General features: G+C 72.3%; 12 protein-coding genes. 4 read left to right on the forward strand and 8 right to left on the reverse strand.

Annotated features, from left to right (window positions below):
- Window positions 1-181 precede the first annotated feature (181 nt).
- Window positions 182-775: a hypothetical protein gene (locus EAO76_RS44910; RefSeq protein ID WP_187438852.1), complete on the forward strand. Its 594-nt coding sequence runs from the start codon at window positions 182-184 to the stop codon at window positions 773-775.
- Window positions 776-841: 66 nt separating this feature from the next.
- On the forward strand, window positions 842-3,700 hold the full coding sequence (locus EAO76_RS31565) for a M48 family metallopeptidase (protein WP_148839283.1): 2,859 nt from the start codon (window positions 842-844) through the stop codon (window positions 3,698-3,700).
- An 18-nt stretch (window positions 3,701-3,718) separates the two neighbouring features.
- Here the strand turns inward: EAO76_RS31565 and EAO76_RS31570 are convergent, their stop codons facing one another.
- Both EAO76_RS31570 and EAO76_RS31575 read right to left on the reverse strand, forming a co-directional pair.
- Window positions 3,719-4,393 carry a response regulator gene (locus tag EAO76_RS31570; protein ID WP_148839284.1) on the reverse strand — a complete coding sequence of 225 codons (675 nt, stop codon included), beginning with the start codon at window positions 4,391-4,393 and terminating at the stop codon, window positions 3,719-3,721.
- Complete coding sequence (locus tag EAO76_RS31575) at window positions 4,390-6,129, reverse strand: sensor histidine kinase (protein WP_148839285.1); 1,740 nt, start codon at window positions 6,127-6,129, stop codon at window positions 4,390-4,392. The genes EAO76_RS31570 and EAO76_RS31575 overlap by 4 nt, the downstream gene beginning before the upstream one ends.
- 170 nt (window positions 6,130-6,299) lie before the next feature.
- Here EAO76_RS31575 and EAO76_RS31580 point away from each other — a divergent pair, with 170 nt between their 5' ends.
- Entirely contained in the window at window positions 6,300-7,658 is a 1,359-nt protein-coding gene (locus EAO76_RS31580) for a cation:dicarboxylate symporter family transporter (protein ID WP_148839286.1), read from the forward strand.
- Window positions 7,659-7,747: 89 nt separating this feature from the next.
- Here the strand turns inward: EAO76_RS31580 and EAO76_RS31585 are convergent, their stop codons facing one another.
- The 6 genes from EAO76_RS31585 to EAO76_RS31610 form a co-directional block, all read right to left on the reverse strand.
- A complete protein-coding gene (locus EAO76_RS31585; protein WP_148839287.1) occupies window positions 7,748-8,101 on the reverse strand; it encodes a beta/gamma crystallin domain-containing protein in 354 nt (117 codons plus the stop codon).
- Window positions 8,102-8,361: 260 nt separating this feature from the next.
- Window positions 8,362-9,987, reverse strand: a complete 1,626-nt coding sequence (locus EAO76_RS31590) for a ribosomal protein L7/L12 (protein ID WP_148839288.1) — start codon at window positions 9,985-9,987, stop codon at window positions 8,362-8,364.
- A gap of 208 nt (window positions 9,988-10,195) precedes the next feature.
- The gene (gene glgB, locus EAO76_RS31595; protein ID WP_148839289.1) at window positions 10,196-12,673 is read right to left on the reverse strand and encodes a 1,4-alpha-glucan branching enzyme; all 2,478 of its coding nucleotides are present in this window, start codon (window positions 12,671-12,673) and stop codon (window positions 10,196-10,198) included.
- 79 nt (window positions 12,674-12,752) lie between these two features.
- On the reverse strand, window positions 12,753-14,135 hold the full coding sequence (locus EAO76_RS31600; protein WP_148839290.1) for a maltokinase N-terminal cap-like domain-containing protein: 1,383 nt from the start codon (window positions 14,133-14,135) through the stop codon (window positions 12,753-12,755).
- 234 nt (window positions 14,136-14,369) lie between these two features.
- Complete coding sequence (gene treS, locus EAO76_RS31605) at window positions 14,370-16,076, reverse strand: maltose alpha-D-glucosyltransferase (protein ID WP_148839291.1); 1,707 nt, start codon at window positions 16,074-16,076, stop codon at window positions 14,370-14,372.
- A complete protein-coding gene (locus tag EAO76_RS31610; protein ID WP_148839292.1) occupies window positions 16,073-18,148 on the reverse strand; it encodes an alpha-1,4-glucan--maltose-1-phosphate maltosyltransferase in 2,076 nt (691 codons plus the stop codon). The genes treS and EAO76_RS31610 overlap by 4 nt, the downstream gene beginning before the upstream one ends.
- Window positions 18,149-18,684: 536 nt before the next feature.
- Between EAO76_RS31610 and glgP the strand changes: the two genes are divergently transcribed.
- Window positions 18,685-21,291 carry an alpha-glucan family phosphorylase gene (glgP, locus tag EAO76_RS31615; RefSeq protein WP_187438853.1) on the forward strand — a complete coding sequence of 869 codons (2,607 nt, stop codon included), beginning with the start codon at window positions 18,685-18,687 and terminating at the stop codon, window positions 21,289-21,291.
- The last annotated feature ends 48 nt before the right edge of the window (window positions 21,292-21,339 follow it).

A 21,339-nucleotide genomic window follows, 5' to 3' on the forward strand; every position in this document is an offset into this window, starting at 1 on the left:
GGGGCGTCGAAGGGGGGTGAGGGGCGCACGGCCTCACCGTAGGAGTCAAGAAGTGGCATGACTACGGTGTGTTCCACCGATATCCATGAATCGTAGGATCCTCCTAGAGGGTTCCTTTCCGAGGGAACCTCGGCCGGAATACGCCTCTTCGCGGTTTCACCGGCCGGGTGAGACTGGGGGCATGCGGGGGATCGGTACGAGTTCCGACGCGTCGGCGCACGGCACGGTGCGGGTGCGCGACGTGGTGCGTGACGTGGTGGCCGAGGTGGCTCCGGAGGAGTCGCCCGTCGTCGAGGGGCTGGCCCGGTTCGACGACGCGGCCGTCGTGCGGCTGCTCGGGAGACGGGGAGGCCGCCGCGAGCCGCTCGGTTTCGGTCTCGGCGAGATCGCGGTGATCGCCACACCAGTGGTGTGGCTGGTGGTGGACCAGACGGCGCAACAGCTCGGGAGCGCCGCCGCGGGCGGGGTGACCGCCGGGGTCCGGTCGCTGCTGGGCCGGATACGGCGACGGCCGGTTGCCGAGGCGACGGTTCCGCCGCTGACGCCCGATCAGCTCGCCGAGGTCCACCGGCAGGTGCGGGAGGCGGCCACCGGGCGCGGCTTCGAGCGGGAGCGCGCCGAGATCCTCGCGGACGCGGTGCTGGCCCGGCTGATGCTCCGCCCGGCACGACCGGAACCGGAGACGGAACCGGAATCGGAGACGGACGGGGACGGTCCGGCGGACGGCGGAGCCGACGGCGCCCCGCCCGGCGGCGGCGACCGCCCGCGGGAGTAGCGGGTGACGACCGCGACGGGCGCACCGGCCCGGCCGGTGGGGCGGCCGGTAGGAGCCGGCACGACCATGCGGTTCGTGCTGCTGGCCGTGCTGGTACTGGTGACCAGCGGCCTGATGCTGCTGTACATGGCCTTCTGGTGGTTCTCGGGGGCCGAGTCGTACAAGTGCGACCTCGCGGCGGGCGTGGACGCCGACCACATGTCCGACATGGAGCTGCTGATCACGCGCTCCAGCCAGTGGGTCGCGTACCGGAACTGCCAGCTCGTGCACGCCCGGCCGCCGTCGTGGTGGATCCCCCTGCTGTGGCTGGGACTCCTGGCCCTGGTGGCCGTCGCGCTCTTCCTCTGGCTGCCGGTGTGGAAGGCGCGGCGCGGGCGGGTGGTGGAACTGGCGGCGGTCGACGGGGGCCACGCGGTCCGCGACGACCTGGCGGAGGTCGCCGCGCGGGCCGGGCTGGAGCGGCTGCCGCGCGTCGTGGTCGACCCGTCGGCGCTCTCCGTCGGCGCCGTGGTCTTCGGCCGCAACCGCCGCCCGGTGCTCTGCCTGTACGGGGGACTGCTCGCCCTCAGGGCCCGGGACCCCGGGGCGTTCAAGGCGGTGCTGCTGCACGAGTTCGCCCACATCCGCAACGGGGACGTGACCCTCACCTACGCGACGGTCGCGCTGTGGCGGGTCTTCCTGTGCCTGGTCGCGCCGCCCTACCTGGTGGGCGTCGGCATGTACCTGTACCACCAGAGCGGGTCGGGCGGCTCCCTGTGGGCGGTGCCGGTGCGCAGCATCATCCAGTTCCTCGCCCTGGTGGCGCTGATGTACCTGGCGCGTTCGGACGTCCTGCGCAGCCGGGAGATCCACGCCGACCGCGCCGCGGTGCGCTGGGGCGCGGACTTCGGCGGCTGGCACGTCACCGAGGCGCCCGCCCCCGGGGGCGGAGCGCGCCGCCGGCTCGCCTCCTTCGCCGCGCTGTGGCGCTCCCACCCGCGGTGGGAACTCCGCCGGGGCGCGCTGACCGACTCCGGCCCGGTGTACGCGGTCCCGGCACTGCCCATGTTCCTCACCGGGGCCGCCACCGTCCTGATCAACTCCCAGCTGTCGCTGGCCCTGCGGCCGTACCTGGAGCTGCCCGCCGCGCCGACCTCGCAGGCGGTGGCCCTGGCCGCGGCGGGCCTGGTCGCCGGGGTGGTCGGCGTCACGCTGTGGCGCGCGGTGATCCACGCGGTGCTGACCGGCCGCCGCCCGCCCTCCGGGCTCCGGGCCGGGCTGTGGCTGGGGGCCGGGATGGCGACGGGCACACTGCTCTCCGGGCAGGGCACGATCGAGCAGTTCTTCCCCAGCCGGAACGCGCTGCTCCTGCTCTTCCTGCTCGGCGGGCCCGCCTTCACCTGGTGGACCGCGCAGGTGGCCCGGCTCTGGGTCACGGCCTGGCGGGGACGGACCATCCGGGTCGCCCTGGTGGTGAGCCTGGTGGCGGGCGGACTGGCGCTGGCCCAGTGGTTCGGGTGGTGGTACGGGAGCGGCGCACCGCTCGCGACCGGCTGGTGGTACGACGCCGAGGGGATGCGGCAGCGGCTGGAGCAGCTGTACCCCGGACCGGCCGCGGACCACGCCACGATGCTCTCCGGGATCGGCGTCGTCTTCCCCCTGATCCTCAACACCAACGCGCTGCCGCTCTCCGCCGTCGCCGTCGCGGGGCTGTGGCTCGTGCCGCTGGCGGCCTGGATACCGGGGCGGGCCCCCGCCGCCACGCCGTGGACGCGTACCGCCGCCGCCGACATCGAGGGCGCGGCCGAGCCGCCCGCGCACCGCCCGCCCCGGCTGCGCGGCGCGCTGCTGACCGGACTGTGCTGCGGCCTGGCGGCCTGCGCCGCGGTGGTGACCGTGCTGGTGCTGCCCGGCACGGGGGCGTCGGGGGCGGCCACCCGGGGAGGCAGCCTTCAGGCGCTGCTCTTCCTCGCGTGGACGTACCTCGCCCTGGTCGCGGCGGCGATGACGGCCGCCGCGATCGTCTCCGTGCGCGCCCGCCGGTACCGCCTGCTCGTCACGCTGATCGCGGCCCACACCGCGGCCCTGGTGGGGGTGGCCGGGGTGCTGGTGCTGCTCCTCTCCGACGGCTGCGTCGGCGGGCTGCGCCTCCTGAAACCCTCCTCCTGCGCCTGGCAGCCCGCCCGGCTGACGTTCTGGCTCGATCTGCACATCACGCTGGACTTCGCGCTGATGACCGTCACCGCCGTCGCCATCGCCGTGGCCGCGGCGGTGTCGGCGACGCGCCGCGTCCCCGTGCTCCGGCGGCGACTGGGCCGGGCCGCCGGTCCGCGGCGCGACGGCCCGGCCGCCGTCCGCCGCGGTCCGCTCGTGGCGCTGTGCGTCGTGGCGCTGGCCGCCTCCGGTGCCGAGGCGGCGTACCGGCAGGACCGGATGCCGCGGAAGGTCACCGACTACCGCGCCGTCCAGGACGAGTTCCGGCAGGTGTCGCCCCGGGCCGGTGCCGGGACCGTCACTCCGCGGACCAGGGCGCGGCAGGTCGACGCCTGGAACGAGATCGGCGGCAAGGACCTCCTGGACCGGTTCCGCCGCGACCGGGGCAGGCTCCTCGCGATCGGACGGACCTTCGCCCGGCGCAAGGAACCGCCCTCCTACCTGTTCCGCCTCCGCCCGGTCTGCGAGAGCATCGGGCGCACCGCCGTCGATGCCGGCAGGTACTTCGGCTTCCCGGAGGCCCGCGGACAGCTCGTCTGGCAGCGGTTCGTCCTCGACGCGGCCAACTCCACCCTCGACTGCCGCGCGGCCCTGGACCACCTGAGGGCCGCCCGCTACAAGCAGGCGGGCGCCGCCATCGGCACCACGTTCCAGAAGGCCGACAGGGCCTACCTGAGGGCCGAGGCGATCGACGCCCGCACCGCGGAGATCCGGCGCGCGGCCGGCCGGTGACCGCCGTCGGTGCCGCCGTCAGCGGTTCTCGGCCACCCAGCGGTAGTGCAGCTCCGGGCGCCCGATCTGGCCGTACTGGGGACTGCGCACCGCCCGCCCCGCCGTCACCAGGTGTTCCAGATAGCGGCGTGCGGTGATCCGCGAGATCCCCAGCGACTCACCGGCCGCCGCCGCCGTCACCCCGTCCGGCGCGGACCGCAGGGCGCGGGTGACGGCCTCCAGCGTCGGACCGCTCAGCCCCTTCGGCAGCTGCGCCGGCTGCGGTGCGCGCAGGACGCCGAGCGCCCGGTCCACCTCGTCCTGGCCGCTCGCCTCCCCGGCCGCCGCCCGGAACTCGGCGTAGCGCACGAGCCGGTCGCGCAGGGTGGCGAAGGTGAACGGCTTCAGCACGTACTGGACCACACCGAGCGACACCCCCTCCCGGACGACGGCCAGATCGCGCGCCGACGTCACCGCGATGACATCGGCCGAGTGCCCGGCCGCGCGCAGCGAACGCAGCAGTTGCAGGCCGTGGCCGTCGGGCAGGTACAGGTCCAGCAGCAGCAGATCGACCGGGACGCGCTCCAGCGCCCGCGCCGCCTGGGCCCGCGAGTGCGCGACGGCCGCCACCTCGAACCCCGGCACCCGGTCCACGTACAGCCGATGGGCGTCGGCCGCGACGGGATCGTCCTCGACGACCAGTACCCGGATCATGAGAGGGCTCCCTTCCCGGCGGCGGACGCGGGCACGGACGAGGCCCCGGGCGCCGATGCCGGGGCGGGCACGGCTCCCGGGGCCCGGGCGGGCACGGCGGCCGGGGGCAGCCGCACCGTGAACTCCGCGCCGCCGTCCGCCCCGCGGTCCAGCGCCACCGACCCGCCGTTGCGGTGCACCGCCTGCCGGACGAGGGCGAGCCCGATGCCCCGGCCCGCGCCGTGCGTCGACCAGCCGCGGGCGAACACCTCCGCGGCGGCGTCCGGATCGATCCCGGCCCCGGTGTCGGAGACCCGCAGCAGCAGCCCGTCCTCCCCGGCGAGCGCGGTGACGGTGACCCGGGCCCGGCCGCCCGGCTGTCCGGCCGCCGCCCCCCGCCTGCCGGGCCCGGACCCCGGCGCACCGGCCGCCGCCTCCGACGCCGCGTCCACCGCGTTGTCGATCAGGTTGCCGAGGATCGTCACCAGGTCCCGGTGCGACAGGGTCGGGGGCAGTGAACCGTCGTCGATCAGGCTGTCCTCCGCGAGCACCAGCTCCACGCCCCGTTCGTTGGCCTGTGCCGCCTTGCCGAGCAGCAGCGCGGCCAGCACCGGTTCGGCGACCGCGCCCACCACCCGGTCGGTGAGCGCCTGGGCCAGCTCCAGCTCGGCGGTGGCGAAGCCCACCGCCTCGTCGGCCCGGCCCAGCTCGATCAGCGAGACGACGGTGTGCAGCCGGTTCGCCGCCTCGTGCGCCTGCGAGCGCAACGCCTGGGTGAAGCCCCGCTCCGAGTCCAACTCGCCCGAGAGCGCCTGGAGTTCCGTGTGGTCGCGCAGGGTCACCACGGTGCCGCGCTGCTCGCCGCCCACCACCGGGCGGGTGTTGACCACGATCACCCGGTCCGCCGTCAGATGCAGTTCGTCGACCCGCTCCTCGGAGGCGAGCAGCGCACCGGTCAGCGGGGCCGGCAGCTCCAGCTCGTCGACCCGGCGCCCGACCGCGCCCGGCTCCAGACCCAGCAGCTCCCGGCCCGCGTCGTTGATGAGCGCGATCCTGCGCCGCCCGTCGAGCATCAGCAGCCCCTCGCGCACCGCGTGCAGCGTGGCCTGGTGGTAGTCGTGCAAGCGGCTCAGCTCGGCGGCGTTCATGCCGTGCGTGTGCCGCCGCAGCCGGGCGTTGATCACATAGGTGCCGATGCCGCCGAGCGCCAGCGCCCCGCCCGCCGCCAGCCCCAGCGCCCCGAGCTGCTCCCGCACCTGCGAGGAGACCCGGTCGACCGTGATGCCCGCGCTGACCAGGCCGACGATCCGGCCGCCGTCGCGGACCGGGGTGACGACCCGGATCGAGGGGCCGAGCGTGCCGGTGTACGTCTCCGAGAACGTCTCGCCGCGCAGCGCCCGCGAGGTGTGCCCGAGGAACTCCTCCCCGATCCGGTCGGTGTCCGGATGCGTCCAGCGGACCCGGTCCGGGGACATGATCGTGACGAAGGCGATCCCGGTGTCCTTGCGCACCCGCTCCGCGTACGGCTGGAGCACGGCCGACGGATCGGGGGTGCCGATCGCCTCCCGCACGGACGGCGAACCGGCGATCGCCAGCGCGGCCGCCCGTACCTGCCGGGCCGCGGTCTCCTCCGCCTGCTCGCTGCCGGAGACGTAGGCGAAGAACGCGCATCCCGCCACCACGGCGGCCACCAGCACCACCTGCATGGCGAAGAGCTGGCCGGCCAGGCTGCGGGGACGGGTACGGGGCAGACGCATGGCCACCAGTGTGCCCGGCCGGAAACATGTGAACGAAATGCACGCAACGGTGACCGGTGTCACAGGGAGCGAGATATTCGCCAAGGGTTTTTTCCGGCCGGACGCGCCGGGGCAGGCCCTTGCGCCCCCAGGGACGGGGGAGTGACCCGGACGAGCCGAGGAGAACCCCCGTGGGAGTGGCAGCCGCCAAGCGGGACCGCACGCACTATCTGTATCTCGCCGTGATCGCGGCGGTCGGGCTCGGCATCCTCGTGGGCTTCGTCGCCCCGGATGTCGCCGTCGAGCTCAAGCCGATCGGCACCGGCTTCGTGAACCTGATCAAGATGATGATCTCGCCCATCATCTTCTGCACGATCGTGCTGGGCGTCGGCTCGGTGCGCAAGGCCGCCAAGGTCGGCGCGGTCGGCGGCCTCGCCCTCGGCTACTTCCTGGTGATGTCGACCGTCGCGCTCGCCATCGGCCTGCTCGTCGGCAACTTCCTGGAGCCCGGCCAGGGCCTGCACATCACCGAGGCGGCGCGGGCCGCCGGGGAGAAGCAGGCGGCGGGCGCCGGCGAGTCCACCGTGGACTTCCTGCTCGGCATCATCCCGACCACGATGGTCTCCGCCTTCACCGAGGGCGAGGTGCTCCAGACCCTGCTGATCGCACTGCTCGCGGGCTTCGCGCTCCAGGCCATGGGCGCGGCGGGCGAACCGGTCCTGCGCGGCATCGGCCACATCCAGCGCCTCGTCTTCCGCATCCTCGCCATGATCATGTGGGCGGCTCCGGTCGGCGCGTTCGGCGCGATGGCCGCGGTGGTCGGCGAGACCGGCATCGACGCGCTGAAGTCGCTCGCGATCATCATGGTCGGCTTCTACCTCACCTGCGCGATCTTCGTCTTCGTGGTGCTCGGCACGATCCTGCGCCTGGTCGCCGGGGTCAGCCTGATCGCCCTGCTGAAGTACCTGGGCCGCGAGTTCCTGCTGATCCTCTCCACCTCCTCCTCGGAGTCCGCCCTGCCGCGGCTCATCGCGAAGATGGAGCACCTGGGCGTCAGCCGGCCGGTCGTCGGCATCACCGTGCCGACCGGCTACTCCTTCAACCTCGACGGCACCGCGATCTACCTCACGATGTCCTCGCTCTTCATCGCCAACGCGATGGGCGACCCGCTGAGCGCCGGTGAGCAGATCTCCCTGCTGCTCTTCATGATCGTCGCCTCCAAGGGCGCGGCCGGGGTCACCGGCGCGGGCCTGGCCACCCTCGCGGGCGGGCTCCAGTCGCACCGCCCCGGCCTGGTCGACGGCGTCGGCCTGATCGTCGGCATCGACCGCTTCATGAGCGAGGCCCGCGCCCTGACGAACTTCGCGGGCAACGCCGTGGCCACCGTCCTGGTCGGCACCTGGACCAAGGAGATCGACAAGGAGCGGGTCGACCGGGTCCTGTCCGGCGCGCTCCCCTGGGACGAGCGGATGCTCAACCAGGACGGCGACGTGCACGGCGTCCCGGAGCCGCGCGACGGCGACGAGCAGCGCGCGGTGGCGAAGGCGTAACCACACCGGGCACCGAAAGGGGCCGCCGCGGGAACTCCCGCGGCGGCCCCTTCGCGCTTGCGTCACCGGGACGTCCCTGGAGAAAATCCCTACAGGATTTCGATGGCGGCGACCTTCGGCACGTTCGAATATTTGATATTCGAATTCCGGGGGATCTTCACCACATCGCCATTGGCGTCGTAGTACTTCACGTCGTTGTTGCCCGTGGAGATCTGGTCGACCCACCACCCGCCGAAGTCGGTCTTCCCGCGATTCGCGTAGCAGTCCACGCTGTCGTGCCCACTGCCGTCGTGCGACCAGATCTTCAGGAAGCCCGCGTCCGGGTCGCAGGTCACGTGGTCGATGGCGGAGGCGGTTCCGGCCGGTCCGGCCAGGGTGAACGCGGCGGCTGCGGCCAGTGTCGCGGCCATCGTGCGCACGACGTTCCTCTTTTTCGAGGCCATGGTTTCCCCTTGAATTGAATATGGAACCAACGGCCCACTTCGACGACGTGGGCGTCGGCGCTGAGCAGCATCGTACGAAGGTGATCACCCATTCGGTAGTTCCTGGAAGGGAAATCACCTGAACGTGAATGCCTGGCCGAATGCGCCGGGGTCAGGGGGAGATTTCGAATTCTCGCGATCTCGGACCGTTCAGGATCAGGTCTGACGGCTCGCGGCCGGAGATCACGCTGGGGAGCACCCAGCGGGGTGGCGAAAAGTATTTATTGATTATTGCAGATTGCCTGGACTTCCACGTCATCTTGATTCGTCGCCAAAATATAGTGATCATAACCTGTATTATCGACGCCGGCGTTTCGGGCTCGGTAGGCGGCGGCCAATCCGATGTGGTCTGCTGCGGCCTGCTGGAGCGCAGTCTTCAATTTCTGGTCACTGGTTTGCGTGGCGGCCTTCTGTTCCAGCGAGACCAGTCGGTCTTCTTTCGCTGCGAGATCCGCCTGGGAATAACTTCCGAGCGGGTGAGAATACTTCCATTCATTGTTTTGCTTCATGGCCGAGTGCCATGTGGCACATGCTGCGTCAGCTGCGTGCTGCTGCTCGGGCAGCAGGGCGACGATGGCCACGATGGCCGCAACAGCCACCAGCCCGGCCACGCCTCGGGCGGACTGTTTGCCCGCGCTCTTCCGGTTGGCCTTCGTCGGCTCTGGCCTCCCGCGAGGTGTGACGACCGCCGGCGAGCGGGGCATGCGGGTCGTGCGCGTCAGGGTCGGCGTCGCCGTCGGCTTCTGTTCCGTGCTCCCCGTGGACGCGGTGGGGTGTTCGTGTCGCTTGAAGACCGCGTTGGCACCGGCGTTGACCAGAGCGTCTTCGGCATCCGCGGCAGTTCTCCAGTTGACGTCCGCCAGCACCTTCCGGGGCGCACGGTCGACGAGGGCCTTGGCCTCCTTGATGCTCGACGAGGTCAACTTGCACACGGCCAGGATGACCGGGACCTCCCTTTCGCCGGCGTCCAGGAGGATGACGTCGTATTTGGGCTCGGCCTCTCGCTCGGCGAGTGCCGGGTCCTGGATGATTTCAGGGGTCCGGGCGCCGGGCGTCGTCATGGCGAGTGCGGCGGTCACCGTGGGTCGGTCGCCGGGTTCCTTGCGCAGGAGGGCGGTGATCAGTGGTGCCAGGTGGCCGGCGTTGGCCGGTGGCGGGGGCTCGTGGATGGCAACGGCCCGCAGTGTTCCGGTGAGGGTGTCGCGTTGGAACGGGGACTTCCCCTCGGTGGCCTGGTAGAGCGTGGCACCGAGGGAGAAGAGGTCGCCGGCCTCGCTCCCCTCTTCGCCGTCGGCGCGTTCGGGGGCGATGTAGGCCATCGACCCGATGATGCCGCCGTCCTGAGTGAGCTTGGTGTCGACCTCGTTGATCGCGATGCCGAAGTCGGTGAGCAGGACGCCGCCGTCGTCGGCGAGCATGATGTTGGCCGGCTTCACATCCCGGTGGATGATCCCCGCGTCGTGGGCCGCCCCGAGGGCGCCGAGCACGGCGGCTGCGACCTTCGCCGTGTCCTCGACCGTCAGCCGGCCCCTGCTCAGGCGGGATTCCAAGGAGACGCCCTTCACCAGGCGCATCACCGTCCAGGGGATGCCGTCCTCGATCACGACGTCGTGGACGGCGACGATGTTGGCGTGGTCCCGCAGCCGGGCTCCGTGGCGGGCCTCCCGCCTGGCCCGGATCAGGAGCTCCTCCCAGTGACTGTCGGGGATGCCTGGCCGGCGGAACACCTCCTTGACCGCGACGTCGACGCCCAACTGCTGGTCGTGAGCTCGCCAGACCCGGCCCATCCCGCCGGACCCGAGAGCCGCGAGCAGCCGGTAGCGACCAGCTATCACGCGCGTTGGCATCTTCCCTGAGTCCAACGAGGGCCCCCAAACACCACTGACTCAACGTCAACTACGAGGGCAGGGTAGTGCAGGCCGCCGCCCACTACGACCCATGGCCGGGCAGCCCGCGGTATCGAGGTGCTCTCCTCGCGTCAGGAGCTGACCGTTCGCCTCGCCGTCCTCAATGCCGAATCCAGGCGCGGAGCATGAGCGGACCCCGCGCCCCGGCTCACACCGGCCGCAGCCACACCGTCGCCAGCGGCGGGAGCGTCAGCGACAGGCTGGCGTTCCTGCCGTGGGCCGGAACCGCCTCCGGCTCCAGCGGGCCGGGGTGGCACACGTCGCCGCCGCCGTACCGCGCCGCGTCCGTGTTGAGGACCTCCGCCCACACCACCCGGTCGCCGGGCACCGCCGGGACCCCGACGCGGTAGTCGTGCCGCACCACCGGGGAGAAGTTGCTGACGGCCAGCAGCGGCGAGCCCTGCGCGTCGAAGCGCAGGAACGCGAGGACGTTGTCCTCGGCCGCCCCGCCGTCCACCCAGTCGAAACCCTCCGGGACCGTGTCGCGCTGCCACAGCGCGGGCGTGGCGGCGTACACCGCGTTCAGATCGCCCACCAGGGTGCGCACGCCCCGGTGATCGGCCTCCGCCCCGTACGAGGGGTCGAGCAGCCACCAGTCCGGGCCGTGCCCCTCCGACCACTCCGCCCCCTGTGCGAACTCCTGCCCCATGAAGAGGAGTTGCTTGCCCGGGTGGGCCCACATGAAGCCGAGGTAGGCCCGGTGGTTGGCGCGCCGCTGCCACCAGTCGCCCGGCATCTTGGAGACCAGCGACTGCTTGCCGTGCACCACCTCGTCGTGCGAGATCGGCAGCACGTAGTTCTCGCTGTACGCGTACACCATCGAGAAGGTCATCTCGTTGTGGTGGTACTTGCGGTGCACCGGCTCCTTCGCCATGTACTGCAGGGAGTCGTGCATCCAGCCCATGTTCCACTTCAGCCCGAAGCCCAGCCCGCCGAAGCCGTCCGGTCCGACGTGGTGGGTGGCGCGGGTGACGCCGTCCCAGGCGGTGGACTCCTCGGCGATGGTGACGACGCCGGGGTTGCGCCGGTAGACGGTGGCGTTCATCTCCTGGAGGAAGGCCACCGCGTCCGGGTTCTCCCGGCCGCCGTGCTCGTTCGGCGTCCACTGCCCGTCCTCGCGCGAGTAGTCGAGGTAGAGCATCGAGGCGACCGCGTCCACCCGCAGCCCGTCGACGTGGAACTCCTCGCACCAGTAAGTGGCGTTGGAGACAAGGAAGTTGCGCACCTCCTTGCGCCCGTAGTCGAACTCCAGAGTGCCCCAGTCGGGGTGCGCCGCGCGTGCGGGGTCCGGGTGCTCGTACAGCGGCCGGCCGTCGAACTCCGCCAGCGCCCAGTCGTCGCGCGGGAAGTGCGCGGGCACCCAGTCCATGAGGACCCCGATGCCGGCCCGGTGCAGCGAGTCGACCAGGAAGCGGAAGTCGTCGGGGGAGCCCAGTCGGGAGGTCGGGGCGTAGAAACCGGTGACCTGGTAGCCCCAGGAACCGCCGAAGGGATGCTCGGCGACCGGCATCAGCTCCACGTGCGTGAACCCCAGCTCCTTCACGTACGCGGGGAGCTGGGAAGCGAGTTGACGATACGTCAGCCCCGGTCGCCAGGACGGCAGGTGCACCTCGTACACGGAGAACGGCGCCTCGTGCACCGGCACGTCCCCGCGGCGCGCCATCCACTCCCCGTCCTGCCACACGTGGTGCCGGTCCGTCACGACCGACGCGGTGGACGGCGGCACCTCGGTCCGCCGGGCCATGGGGTCGGCGCGCACCGTGTGCGAACCGTCCGGGCGGCAGATGTCGAACTTGTAGAGCGCGCCCTCGCCGATCCCGGGCAGGAACAGCTCCCACACCCCGGAGGAACCCAGCGAGCGCATCGGGAAACCGGTGCCGTCCCAGTAGTTGAAGTCCCCGGCGACCCGCACCCCGCGGGCGTCGGGCGCCCAGACGGTGAACCGGGTGCCCGCCACCCCCTGGTGCTCCATGGGCCGGGCGCCCAGGGCGGTCCACAGCTCCTCGTGCCGCCCCTCGCCGATCAGGTGCAGATCGAACTCGCCGAGCGCGGGCAGGAAGCGGTACGGGTCCTGCGTCTCGATCCCGGTGTCCTCGTAGGCGACCAGGAGCCGGTACTCGGGCGGCGCGGGCATCGGCAGCAGCCCGGAGAAGAGCCCGTCCCCGTCGTCGTGCAACTGCGCCCGCAGCCCCTTGCCGAGCACCGTCACACCGCGCGCGTACGGACGCAGCACCCGCAGGAGCACCCCGCCCCGGACCGGGTGGGCGCCGAGCAGATCGTGCGGGGCGTGGTGCGCGCCGGCCAGCAGCCGGGCCCGGTCGTCGGGGTCGAGGGGCGGCGCCGGCCGCACCCCGTGGGTGCCGGGCTCCTGGCGGGGGTGCGGCGGCTCGGCACCGGCGGGCTTCTTCCGCCGGGGCCGGGCGGCCGGTTCCGCCGACGGTGCCCTGGGGGGAGCCGTCCCGGCCGGTGCCCTCGGCGGCGCGGTCCCGGCCGGTGGCAGCGGTGGGGGCCGGTTCGCCGCGCGGGTCGGTGCCCGAGGCCCCGGCGTACCCCTCGCAGTAGGCGGTCCGGCAGCGGGCCGCCCACTCGGGGCGGGCGTCTTGCGGGACGGCTTGCGGGCGGTCACGGGGATGGCCTCCTCGGGGGGTGCGGCTCGATGGGGGTGGTCGGTGCGGAACGGGAGGAGCGGGAGGGGTTGCCGGGGTTCAGTCGGCGCCGGCGGCCAGCCGGTGGATCGCGGCCATCGGGACCGGCAGCCAGTCGGGCCGGTGGTGCGCCTCGTACAGCACCTCGTACACCGCCTTGTCGGTCTCGTGGGCGCGCAGCAGCTCCGGTTCGCCGCGCGGGTCGGTGCCCGAGGCCCCGGCGTACCCCTCGCAGTAGGCGGTCCGGCAGCGGGCCGCCCACTCGTCGTTCCACGGGCGGTGCGAGCGGGCCGCGTAGTCGAAGGAGCGGAGCATGCCGGCGACGTCGCGCACCGGGAGCTGGGGGCGGCGGCGCTCGGGCAGCGGTCTGGCCGGTTCGCCCTCGAAGTCGATCAGCGACCAGAAGCCGTCGGCGGCGCACAGGGTCTGGCCGAGGTGGAGGTCGCCGTGCACCCGTTGGACCGCCCGGTCGCGTCCCCGGTGCCCCGGCGCGGCCACCGCGTCGAAGGCGCCGCGCAGCCCCGGGACGTACGGCACGAGCGCCGGTACCGACTGGGCCGCGGCCTCCAGGCGCCGCACCATCGCGGCGGCCAGGTGCTCGCTCTGGGACCGGTGCAGGGCGGGCGTCGGCAGGGCGGCGGCGAGCGCGGTGTGCACCTCGGCGGTGGCCCGGCCCAGGGCGCGGGCCTCGTCGGTGAAGTCCCGGCCCTCGGCGAGGGCCCGCAGGGCGAGCTGCCAGCCGTCCTGCGCGCCGCTCAGGAACGGCTGGAGCACGCCGAGGGTGAGCGGCTCGGGGCCCATGGCCTCGAACCAGGCGACGGGGGCGGGCACCCGTCCGCAGCCCTGGCGCGCGAGCGCGAGCGGCAGCTCCAGGTCGGGGTTGGTGCCGGGGAAGACCCGGCGGAAGATCTTGAGGATGAAGGCGTCGCCGTAGACGAGCGAGGTGTTGGACTGCTCGGTGTCCAGGACCCGTGGCGTCAGCCCGGCGGCGATGGGGGAGCCGCCCCGGTCGAAGCGCAGGGCGCCGAGGGTGCCGGGGGTACGGAATCGTTCCAGCAGGAGTTCGGTCAGGCGCGGGTCGCGCAGTCCCTCGTACACGGTGCGGCCGGCGAGCGGGCCGGTCGTCACGTGCCCGACGAGCGCGGACGCCAGCCGGGGCGGCAGCACGGACCGCACCCCGAGCAGCAGTTGGTAGCAGTCGTCCGGCGGCTGCGCGGGCATGGTCGGCTGGTGGGCCCGGACCAGCAGGTGGAGCAGCCCGGTGCCGGTACCGTCCACCGGCAGCATCTCGGTCGCCGACACCAGCGAGAAGCCGGTGACCGGCCGCCCCTTGCCCGCGAACCAGCGCTGCCGGGGCAGCCATTCGTGCAGCAGGGGGGCGAGTGACGGGAGGAGGCCCGTGCTGTGGGCCGGGGCGACCCGGGTGGATACAGCCTCCGACATGGCGTCGCGTCCTTTCCCCGGGCACACCATGGAATGCGCAGAGTGTCCCGGATTGCGGCTTTTGCTGTCCGGCTGTGCGGGACGTGTCGGGTCAGGATGGTCCGTACGGACTCGACTCGGGGAGCGAAGCGGACGGGGCCCGGCAGGGTCCGGCGGGGGCTTCGGCACGGGGAGTGCCCGGTGCGGGGCGGCCGGAACCGCCCCGCGGTCGCGGTGCTGCGACACGACGCCGGATCAGCTCGGCGGCGCATCCTTGCGCAGCCGGAACCAGTAGAAGCCGTGCCCCGCGAGCGTCAGCAGATAGGGCAGCTGCCCGACGGCGGGGAAACGCACCCCGCCGATCAGCTCCACCGGATGACGCTCGTCGAACGACCGAAGGTCGAGCTCCGTCGGCTGCGCGAACCGCGAGAAGTTGTGCACGCACAGCACCAGGTCGTCCCCGTGCTCGCGGGTGAAGGCGAGCACGGCCGGATTCGACGACGGCAGCTCGCTGTACGAACCGAGGCCGAAGGCGGGGTTCTGCTTGCGGATCTCGATCATCCGCCGCGTCCAGTGCAGCAGCGACGACGGCGACGCCATCGACGCCTCGACGTTGGTGACCTGGTAGCCGTAGACCGGGTCCATGATCGTGGGGAGGTAGAGCCGCCCCGGATCGCTGGAGGAGAAACCGGCGTTGCGGTCGGGCGTCCACTGCATCGGGGTGCGCACGGCGTCGCGGTCTCCCAGCCAGATGTTGTCGCCCATCCCGATCTCGTCCCCGTAGTAGAGGATCGGGGAGCCTGGCAGCGACAGCAGCAGCGCGGTGAACAGCTCGATCTGGTTGCGGTCGTTGTCCAGCAGCGGGGCGAGCCGGCGGCGGATGCCGATGTTGGCCCGCATCCGCGGGTCCTTGGCGTACTCCGCGTACATGTAGTCGCGCTCTTCGTCCGTGACCATTTCGAGGGTCAGCTCGTCGTGGTTGCGCAGGAAGATGCCCCACTGGCAGTTCTGCGGGATCTCCGGGGTCTTCGCCAGGATCTCGGAGACCGGGTAACGGCTCTCCCGCCGCACGGCCATGAAGATCCGCGGCATCACGGGGAAGTGGAACGCCATGTGGCACTCGTCGCCCCCGGAGCGGAAGTCGCCGAAGTAGTCGACGACGTCCTCCGGCCACTGGTTGGCCTCGGCCAGCAGCACGGTGTCCGGGTAGTGCGCGTCGATCTCCTTGCGGACCCGCTTGAGGAAGGCGTGCGTCTCCGGGAGGTTCTCGCAGTTGGTGCCCTCCCGCTGGTACAGGTACGGCACGGCGTCCACCCGGAAGCCGTCGATGCCGAGGTCCAGCCAGAAGCGCAGCGCGGCGAGGATCTCCTCCTGCACCGCCGGGTTCTCGTAGTTGAGGTCGGGCTGGTGGGAGAAGAACCGGTGCCAGTAGTACTGCTTGCGCACCGGGTCGAAGGTCCAGTTGGACGTCTCCGTGTCCACGAAGATGATCCGGGCGTCCGGGAACTGCTTGTCGTCGTCGGCCCAGACGTAGTAGTCGCCGTACGGGCCGTCCGGGTCGGTGCGGGACTGCTGGAACCACTCGTGCTGGTCGCTCGTGTGGTTCATGACGAAGTCGATGATCACGCGCATCCCGCGCTGGTGCGCGGCGTCGACGAACTCGACGAAGTCGGCCAGGTCGCCGAACTCCGGCAGCACGGCCGTGTAGTCGGACACGTCGTAACCGCCGTCGCGCAGCGGAGACTTGAAGAACGGTGGCAGCCAGAGGCAGTCGACGCCCAGCCACTGCAGGTAGTCCAGCTTGGCGGTGATGCCCTTGAGGTCGCCGATGCCGTCGCCGTTGGAGTCCTGGAAGGACCGGACGAGAACCTCGTAGAAAACGGCGCGCTTGAACCAGTCGGGATCGCGGTCCTTGGCCGGGGTGTCCTCGAACGTGTCGGGGACGGGCTCGTTGACGATCATGGTGTGGGTGACCCTCCGGTCGGCGGGGACGGTCGCAGGACGACGACGTGCGCGGGCGTGACGCCGGGCTCCAGACGCACGTAGAAGGTCCTGCCCCAGTGATAGGTGTCGCCGGTGAGCTCGTCGCGCACCGGCACGCGCTCGTGCCGGTCGAGGCCGAGTCGCGGCATGTCCAACGAGACCGTGGCCTCGTGGGTGTGGTGCGGGTCGAGGTTGACGACCACCACAACGGTGTTCGACCCCGAACGCTTGCTGTACGCGATCAGGGCGTCGTTGTCGGTGGAGTGGAAGTGCACGTCGCGCAGCTGCTGCAACGCCGGGTTGCGGCGCCTGATGCGGTTGAGCGAGGTGATCAGCGGGGCCAGCGAACGGCCCTCGCGCTCCGCCGACTCCCAGTCCCTGACCCGGATCTGGTACTTCTCCGAGTCCAGGTACTCCTCGCCGCCGGGGTGCAGCGGGGCGTTCTCGCACAGCTCGTACCCCGCGTACATCCCCCAGGACGGGGAGAGCGTCGCCGCGAGGACGGCGCGCGCCTCGAAGGCCGGACGGCCCCCGTCCTGGAGGTGGCCCGGCAGGATGTCCGGGGTGTTCACGAAGAAGTTGGGCCGCATGAAGGCGGCGGTGTCCCCCGACAACTCCGTGACGTAGTCGGTGATTTCCTGCTTGGTGGTGCGCCAGGTGAAATACGTGTACGACTGCTGGAATCCGACGGCGGCGAGTGTCTTCATCATCGCGGGGCGGGTGAACGCCTCGGCCAGGAAGATCACGTCCGGGTCGGCCCCGTTGATCTCGGCGATGACCTTCTCCCAGAAGACCACCGGTTTGGTGTGCGGATTGTCGACGCGGAAGATCCGGATTCCGTGACCCATCCAGAAACGGAGGATGCGCACGGTCTCCTCGACCAGTCCGCCCAGGTCCTCGTCGAAGGCGATCGGGTAGATGTCCTGGTATTTCTTCGGAGGGTTCTCGGCATAGGCGATCGAGCCGTCCGCGCGATGGTGGAACCATTCCGGGTGTTTCTCCACCCAGGGGTGATCGGGAGAACACTGCAGCGCGAAATCGAGTGCGATCTCCATGCGCAGTCGGCGGGCGGTCGCGACGAAATGGTCGAAGTCGTCGAGCGTGCCCAGATCGGGGTGGACGGCGTCGTGGCCGCCCTCGGCCGAGCCGATGGCCCACGGCACGCCCACGTCGTGGGGGGCGGCCGAGAGCGAGTTGTTGGGGCCCTTGCGGTGGGTGGTGCCGATGGGGTGGACGGGTGGGAGGTAGACCACGTCGAAGCCCATCGCGGCGACCGCGGGCAGCCGTTCGGCGGCGGTGCGGAAGGTGCCGCTGACGATCCGCTCCCGCGGCGCCCCGGTCCCGTCCTCCGTCACCCCGCCCGGCCCGGTCCGGTCCTTTGTCGCCGTCGCCGTCGCCGTCGCCGTCGCCGCGGCCGGCTCGATCCTGGCGCCCTCCGAGCGGGGGAACAGCTCGTACCAGGAGCCGAACAGGGCCCGCCTGCGCTCGACCAGCAGCGGGAGCGGGGGCGACGTGCTGACCAGTTCGCGCAGCGGATGGCGGTCGAGCGCGGCCCGCGCCTCGGGGGCGAGCGCCGCGGCCAGCCGGGCGGCGGCCGGGCGGGAGGTGTCGCGCAGCGCGTCGACGGCGGCCAGCACCGCCTCGCGCCCGTCCCGCTTGGGCACGCCGGAGGCGGCCCGCTCGTACAGCTCGGCGCCCTCCGCGAGGACGAGCGCGGTGTCGATCCCCGCCGGGATCTTGATCCCGGCCGCCTGCCGCCAGGTGGTGACCGGATCGCTCCAGGCCTCGACCGCGTACGTCCAGCGGCCCTCGGAGCCGGGGGTGACGTCGGCGCCCCAGCGGTCCGTGCCGGGTGCCAGTTCGCGCATCGGTGTCCACGGCCCCGGGCGCCCGTTCGGGTCCAGCAGCACCACATTGGCGGCCACGGCGTCATGGCCCTCGCGGAAGACGGTCGCGGTGACCCGGAAGGTCTCACCTGCGACGGCCTTGGCGGGCCTTCTGCCGCAATCGACGAGAGGGCCGACGTCGAGGACGGGAATGCGACCGATCATGGAATCACCTGGGGCTCGGACCGAACGGGGCGCGACACAGTGGCGGAGGGCGGAATGCGCGCACCGCGACCGATGGTTTCCGTCCTTTCTAACCGTTCTGCGGACGGCTGATGGTGCGTGGGCGTGGCCGCCCCTGCCCGCATTCACCCGAATGGCACTCGAAAGGCGGGGGAGCGAATGTGCTCCGCGGTGGCGGACCGGACGGGCGCCGGAATCCCGAGCGCACCGCATTCTCGACGCTCTTCCACCGGGCCCAACCGTGCCCCCACCGCATTCGTGCTGCATTCGGGCGGTATTCGGGAAGTGTTCACCGGGCGCCCGGGACGTGCCCGGGAGGCGTTCCCGGGGAGCCCTCCCGCCGCTCCCGATGGGCCGATCCGGTGATTCGTGAACGGCTCGGGCGTATGTGTGACGACCTGAATGCGCCGGGCGCGCTCCGTGCGCTGCCGGGCCACCACCGCCGCCGGGGTTGATGGGGCGCCGCACACCGTGGTGCGTCCGCCGGTATCCGCATGTGCCCTGTAAAGGTGGGACACGTGAAGGCCATCCGTCGTTTCACCGTGCGCCCCGTCCTCCCCGACCCCCTTCGACCGCTCAGCGACCTCGCCCGCAACCTGCGCTGGTCCTGGCACGCCGAGACCCGCGAGCTCTTCCAGGCCGTCGACCCGGAGACCCGGCGGACGGCGGAGTGCGACCCCGTGCGGATGCTCGGTGCCGTGTCCGCCGGCCGGCTCGCCGAGCTGGCCCGGGACGAACAGTTCCTGCACCGGCTGACGGAGGCGTCCGAGGACCTCCGCGACTACCTGGAGGGCCCCAGGTGGTACCAGGAGCGGCTGGAGCGGGGAGCCCGGCTCCCGTCCGCCGTCGCCTACTTCTCGCCCGAGTTCGGCGTCACCGCGGCCCTGCCCCAGTACTCCGGCGGGCTCGGCATCCTCGCCGGCGACCACCTCAAGGCCGCCAGCGACCTCGGCGTCCCCCTCATCGGCGTCGGCCTGCTCTACCGGCACGGCTACTTCCACCAGAGCCTGTCGCGCGACGGCTGGCAGCAGGAGCACTACCCGGTGCTCGACCCCAACGAGCTGCCGGTCACCCTGATGCGCGAGGCCGACGGCACCCCCAGCCGGGTGGTGCTGGCCCTGCCCGGCGGCCGTTCGCTGCACGCCCACATCTGGCAGGCCCTGGTGGGCCGCGTACCGCTGCTGATGCTCGACTCCGACGTGGAGGAGAACGCGCCGGGCGAGCGCGAGGTGACCGACCGGCTCTACGGCGGCGGCAGCGAGCACCGGCTGCTCCAGGAGATGCTCCTCGGCATCGGCGGCGTGCGGGCGGTGCGGACGTACTGCCGGCTCACCGGACACCCGGAGCCCGAGGTGTTCCACACCAACGAGGGGCACGCCGGCTTCCTCGGACTCGAACGTGTCCGTGAACTCTCCGGCACCGGACTGGACTTCGACTCCGCGGTGGAGTCCGTGCGGGCGGGGACGGTCTTCACCACCCACACCCCGGTGCCCGCCGGGATCGACCGCTTCGACCGCGAACTCGTCGCCCGGCACTTCGGCGACGACGGCGAACTGCCGGGCGTGGCCGTCGAACGCGTCCTGCAACTGGGCACGGAGACCTACCCGGGCGGCGAGCCGGGACTCTTCAACATGGCGGTGATGGGGCTGCGGCTCGCCCAGCGGGCCAACGGCGTCTCCACCCTCCACGGCGCGGTCAGCCGGGAGATGTTCGCCGGACTGTGGCCGGGCTTCGACCCGGCCGAGGTGCCCATCACCTCGGTGACCAACGGCGTCCACGCCCCCACCTGGGTCGCACCGGAGATCCTCCGGCTGTGCGACCCCGGCGGCAACGCGCCCGGACACCGCGACCCGGCCACCGACGTCCCGGACCGCGAACTGTGGGACCTGCGGCGGACCCTGCGCGCCCGGCTGGTCACCGAGGTCCGCGAGCGGCTGCACGCCTCGTGGCGGAGCCGGGGCGCGGAGCCGGCCGAACTCGGCTGGATCGACGACGTGCTGGACCCGGACGTGCTGACGATCGGCTTCGCCCGCCGGGTCCCCTCGTACAAGCGGCTGACGCTGATGCTGCGCGACCGCGACCGGCTGCGGGAGCTGTTGCTCCATCCGACCCGTCCGGTGCAGATCGTCGTCGCGGGCAAGGCCCACCCCGCCGACGACGGCGGGAAGCGGCTGGTGCAGGAGCTGGTGCGGTTCTCCGACGACTCCCGGGTGCGCCACCGCATCGTGTTCCTGCCGGACTACGGGATGGCCATGGCGCAGAAGCTCTACCCGGGCTGCGACGTCTGGCTGAACAATCCGCTGCGCCCGCTGGAGGCGTGCGGCACGAGCGGAATGAAGGCCGCGCTCAACGGCTGCCTCAACCTCTCGGTCCTCGACGGCTGGTGGGACGAGTGGTACGAGCCGGACTTCGGCTGGGCGATCCCGACGGCCGACGGGGCGGCCCCGGACGAGGACCGCCGCGACGACCTGGAGGCGGGCGCCCTCTACGGGCTGATCGAGGACCGGATCGCCCCGCGCTTCTACGACCGGGACGGCGCCGGGCTCCCGGGGCGCTGGATCGAGATGGTCCGCCGCACCCTGGGCACGCTGGGCCCCAAGGTGCTGGCGGACCGGATGGTGGGCGAGTACGTGGAGCGGCTGTACGCGCCGGCCGCGTGCGCCCGGCGGGCGCTGGAGGACCCCGCGGCGGCGCGTCGGCTCGCCGACTGGAAGGCCCGGGTCCGGGCGGCCTGGCCGCGGGTCGCCGTCGATCACGTGGAGGCGGCGGCGCCCACCGCCGCGGACGGTTCGGCCGAGCTGGGTTCGTCGCTGACACTGCGGGTCAGGGTGGCCCTCGGCGTGCTGGAGCCGGCCGACGTCGAGGTGCAGGCGGTGGCCGGCCGGGTGGACGCCGCCGACGGGATCTCGGACGCCCGGACCTTCCCGCTGAAGCCGGCCGGGGGCCAGGACCTGGAGGGCCGCTGGCTCTACGAGGGCCCGCTCGCCCTCGACCGCACCGGGCCCTACGGCTACACGGTGCGGGTGCTGCCCGCCCATCCGCTGCTGGCGACCGGCGCGGAACTCGGCCTGGTGGCGCTGCCCGCGGAGGCGGCGGGGGACGGCGCGGGCGTACTGATGCGCTGACGGCGCGGACGTGCCCGACGGGCCGGGAGGGGCGGACGTGGAACTGCC

Source organism: Streptomyces sp. sk2.1 (genome assembly GCF_008120935.1).
GTDB lineage: Bacteria > Actinomycetota > Actinomycetes > Streptomycetales > Streptomycetaceae > Streptomyces.

Excerpts from the sequence above, each read along its gene's own strand:
- EAO76_RS31585 (WP_148839287.1), bottom strand. The coding sequence starts at position 8,101 with ATGGCCTCGAAAAAGAGGAACGTCGTGCGCACGATGGCCGCGACACTG.
- EAO76_RS31610 (WP_148839292.1), bottom strand. The coding sequence starts at position 18,148 with ATGATCGGTCGCATTCCCGTCCTCGACGTCGGCCCTCTCGTCGATTGC.
- treS (WP_148839291.1), bottom strand. The coding sequence starts at position 16,076 with ATGATCGTCAACGAGCCCGTCCCCGACACGTTCGAGGACACCCCGGCC.
- EAO76_RS31565 (WP_148839283.1), top strand. The coding sequence starts at position 842 with ATGCGGTTCGTGCTGCTGGCCGTGCTGGTACTGGTGACCAGCGGCCTG.
- EAO76_RS44910 (WP_187438852.1), top strand. The coding sequence starts at position 182 with ATGCGGGGGATCGGTACGAGTTCCGACGCGTCGGCGCACGGCACGGTG.
- EAO76_RS31570 (WP_148839284.1), bottom strand. The coding sequence starts at position 4,393 with ATGATCCGGGTACTGGTCGTCGAGGACGATCCCGTCGCGGCCGACGCC.
- EAO76_RS31600 (WP_148839290.1), bottom strand. The coding sequence starts at position 14,135 with ATGTCGGAGGCTGTATCCACCCGGGTCGCCCCGGCCCACAGCACGGGC.
- EAO76_RS31590 (WP_148839288.1), bottom strand. The coding sequence starts at position 9,987 with ATGCCAACGCGCGTGATAGCTGGTCGCTACCGGCTGCTCGCGGCTCTC.
- EAO76_RS31575 (WP_148839285.1), bottom strand. The coding sequence starts at position 6,129 with ATGCGTCTGCCCCGTACCCGTCCCCGCAGCCTGGCCGGCCAGCTCTTC.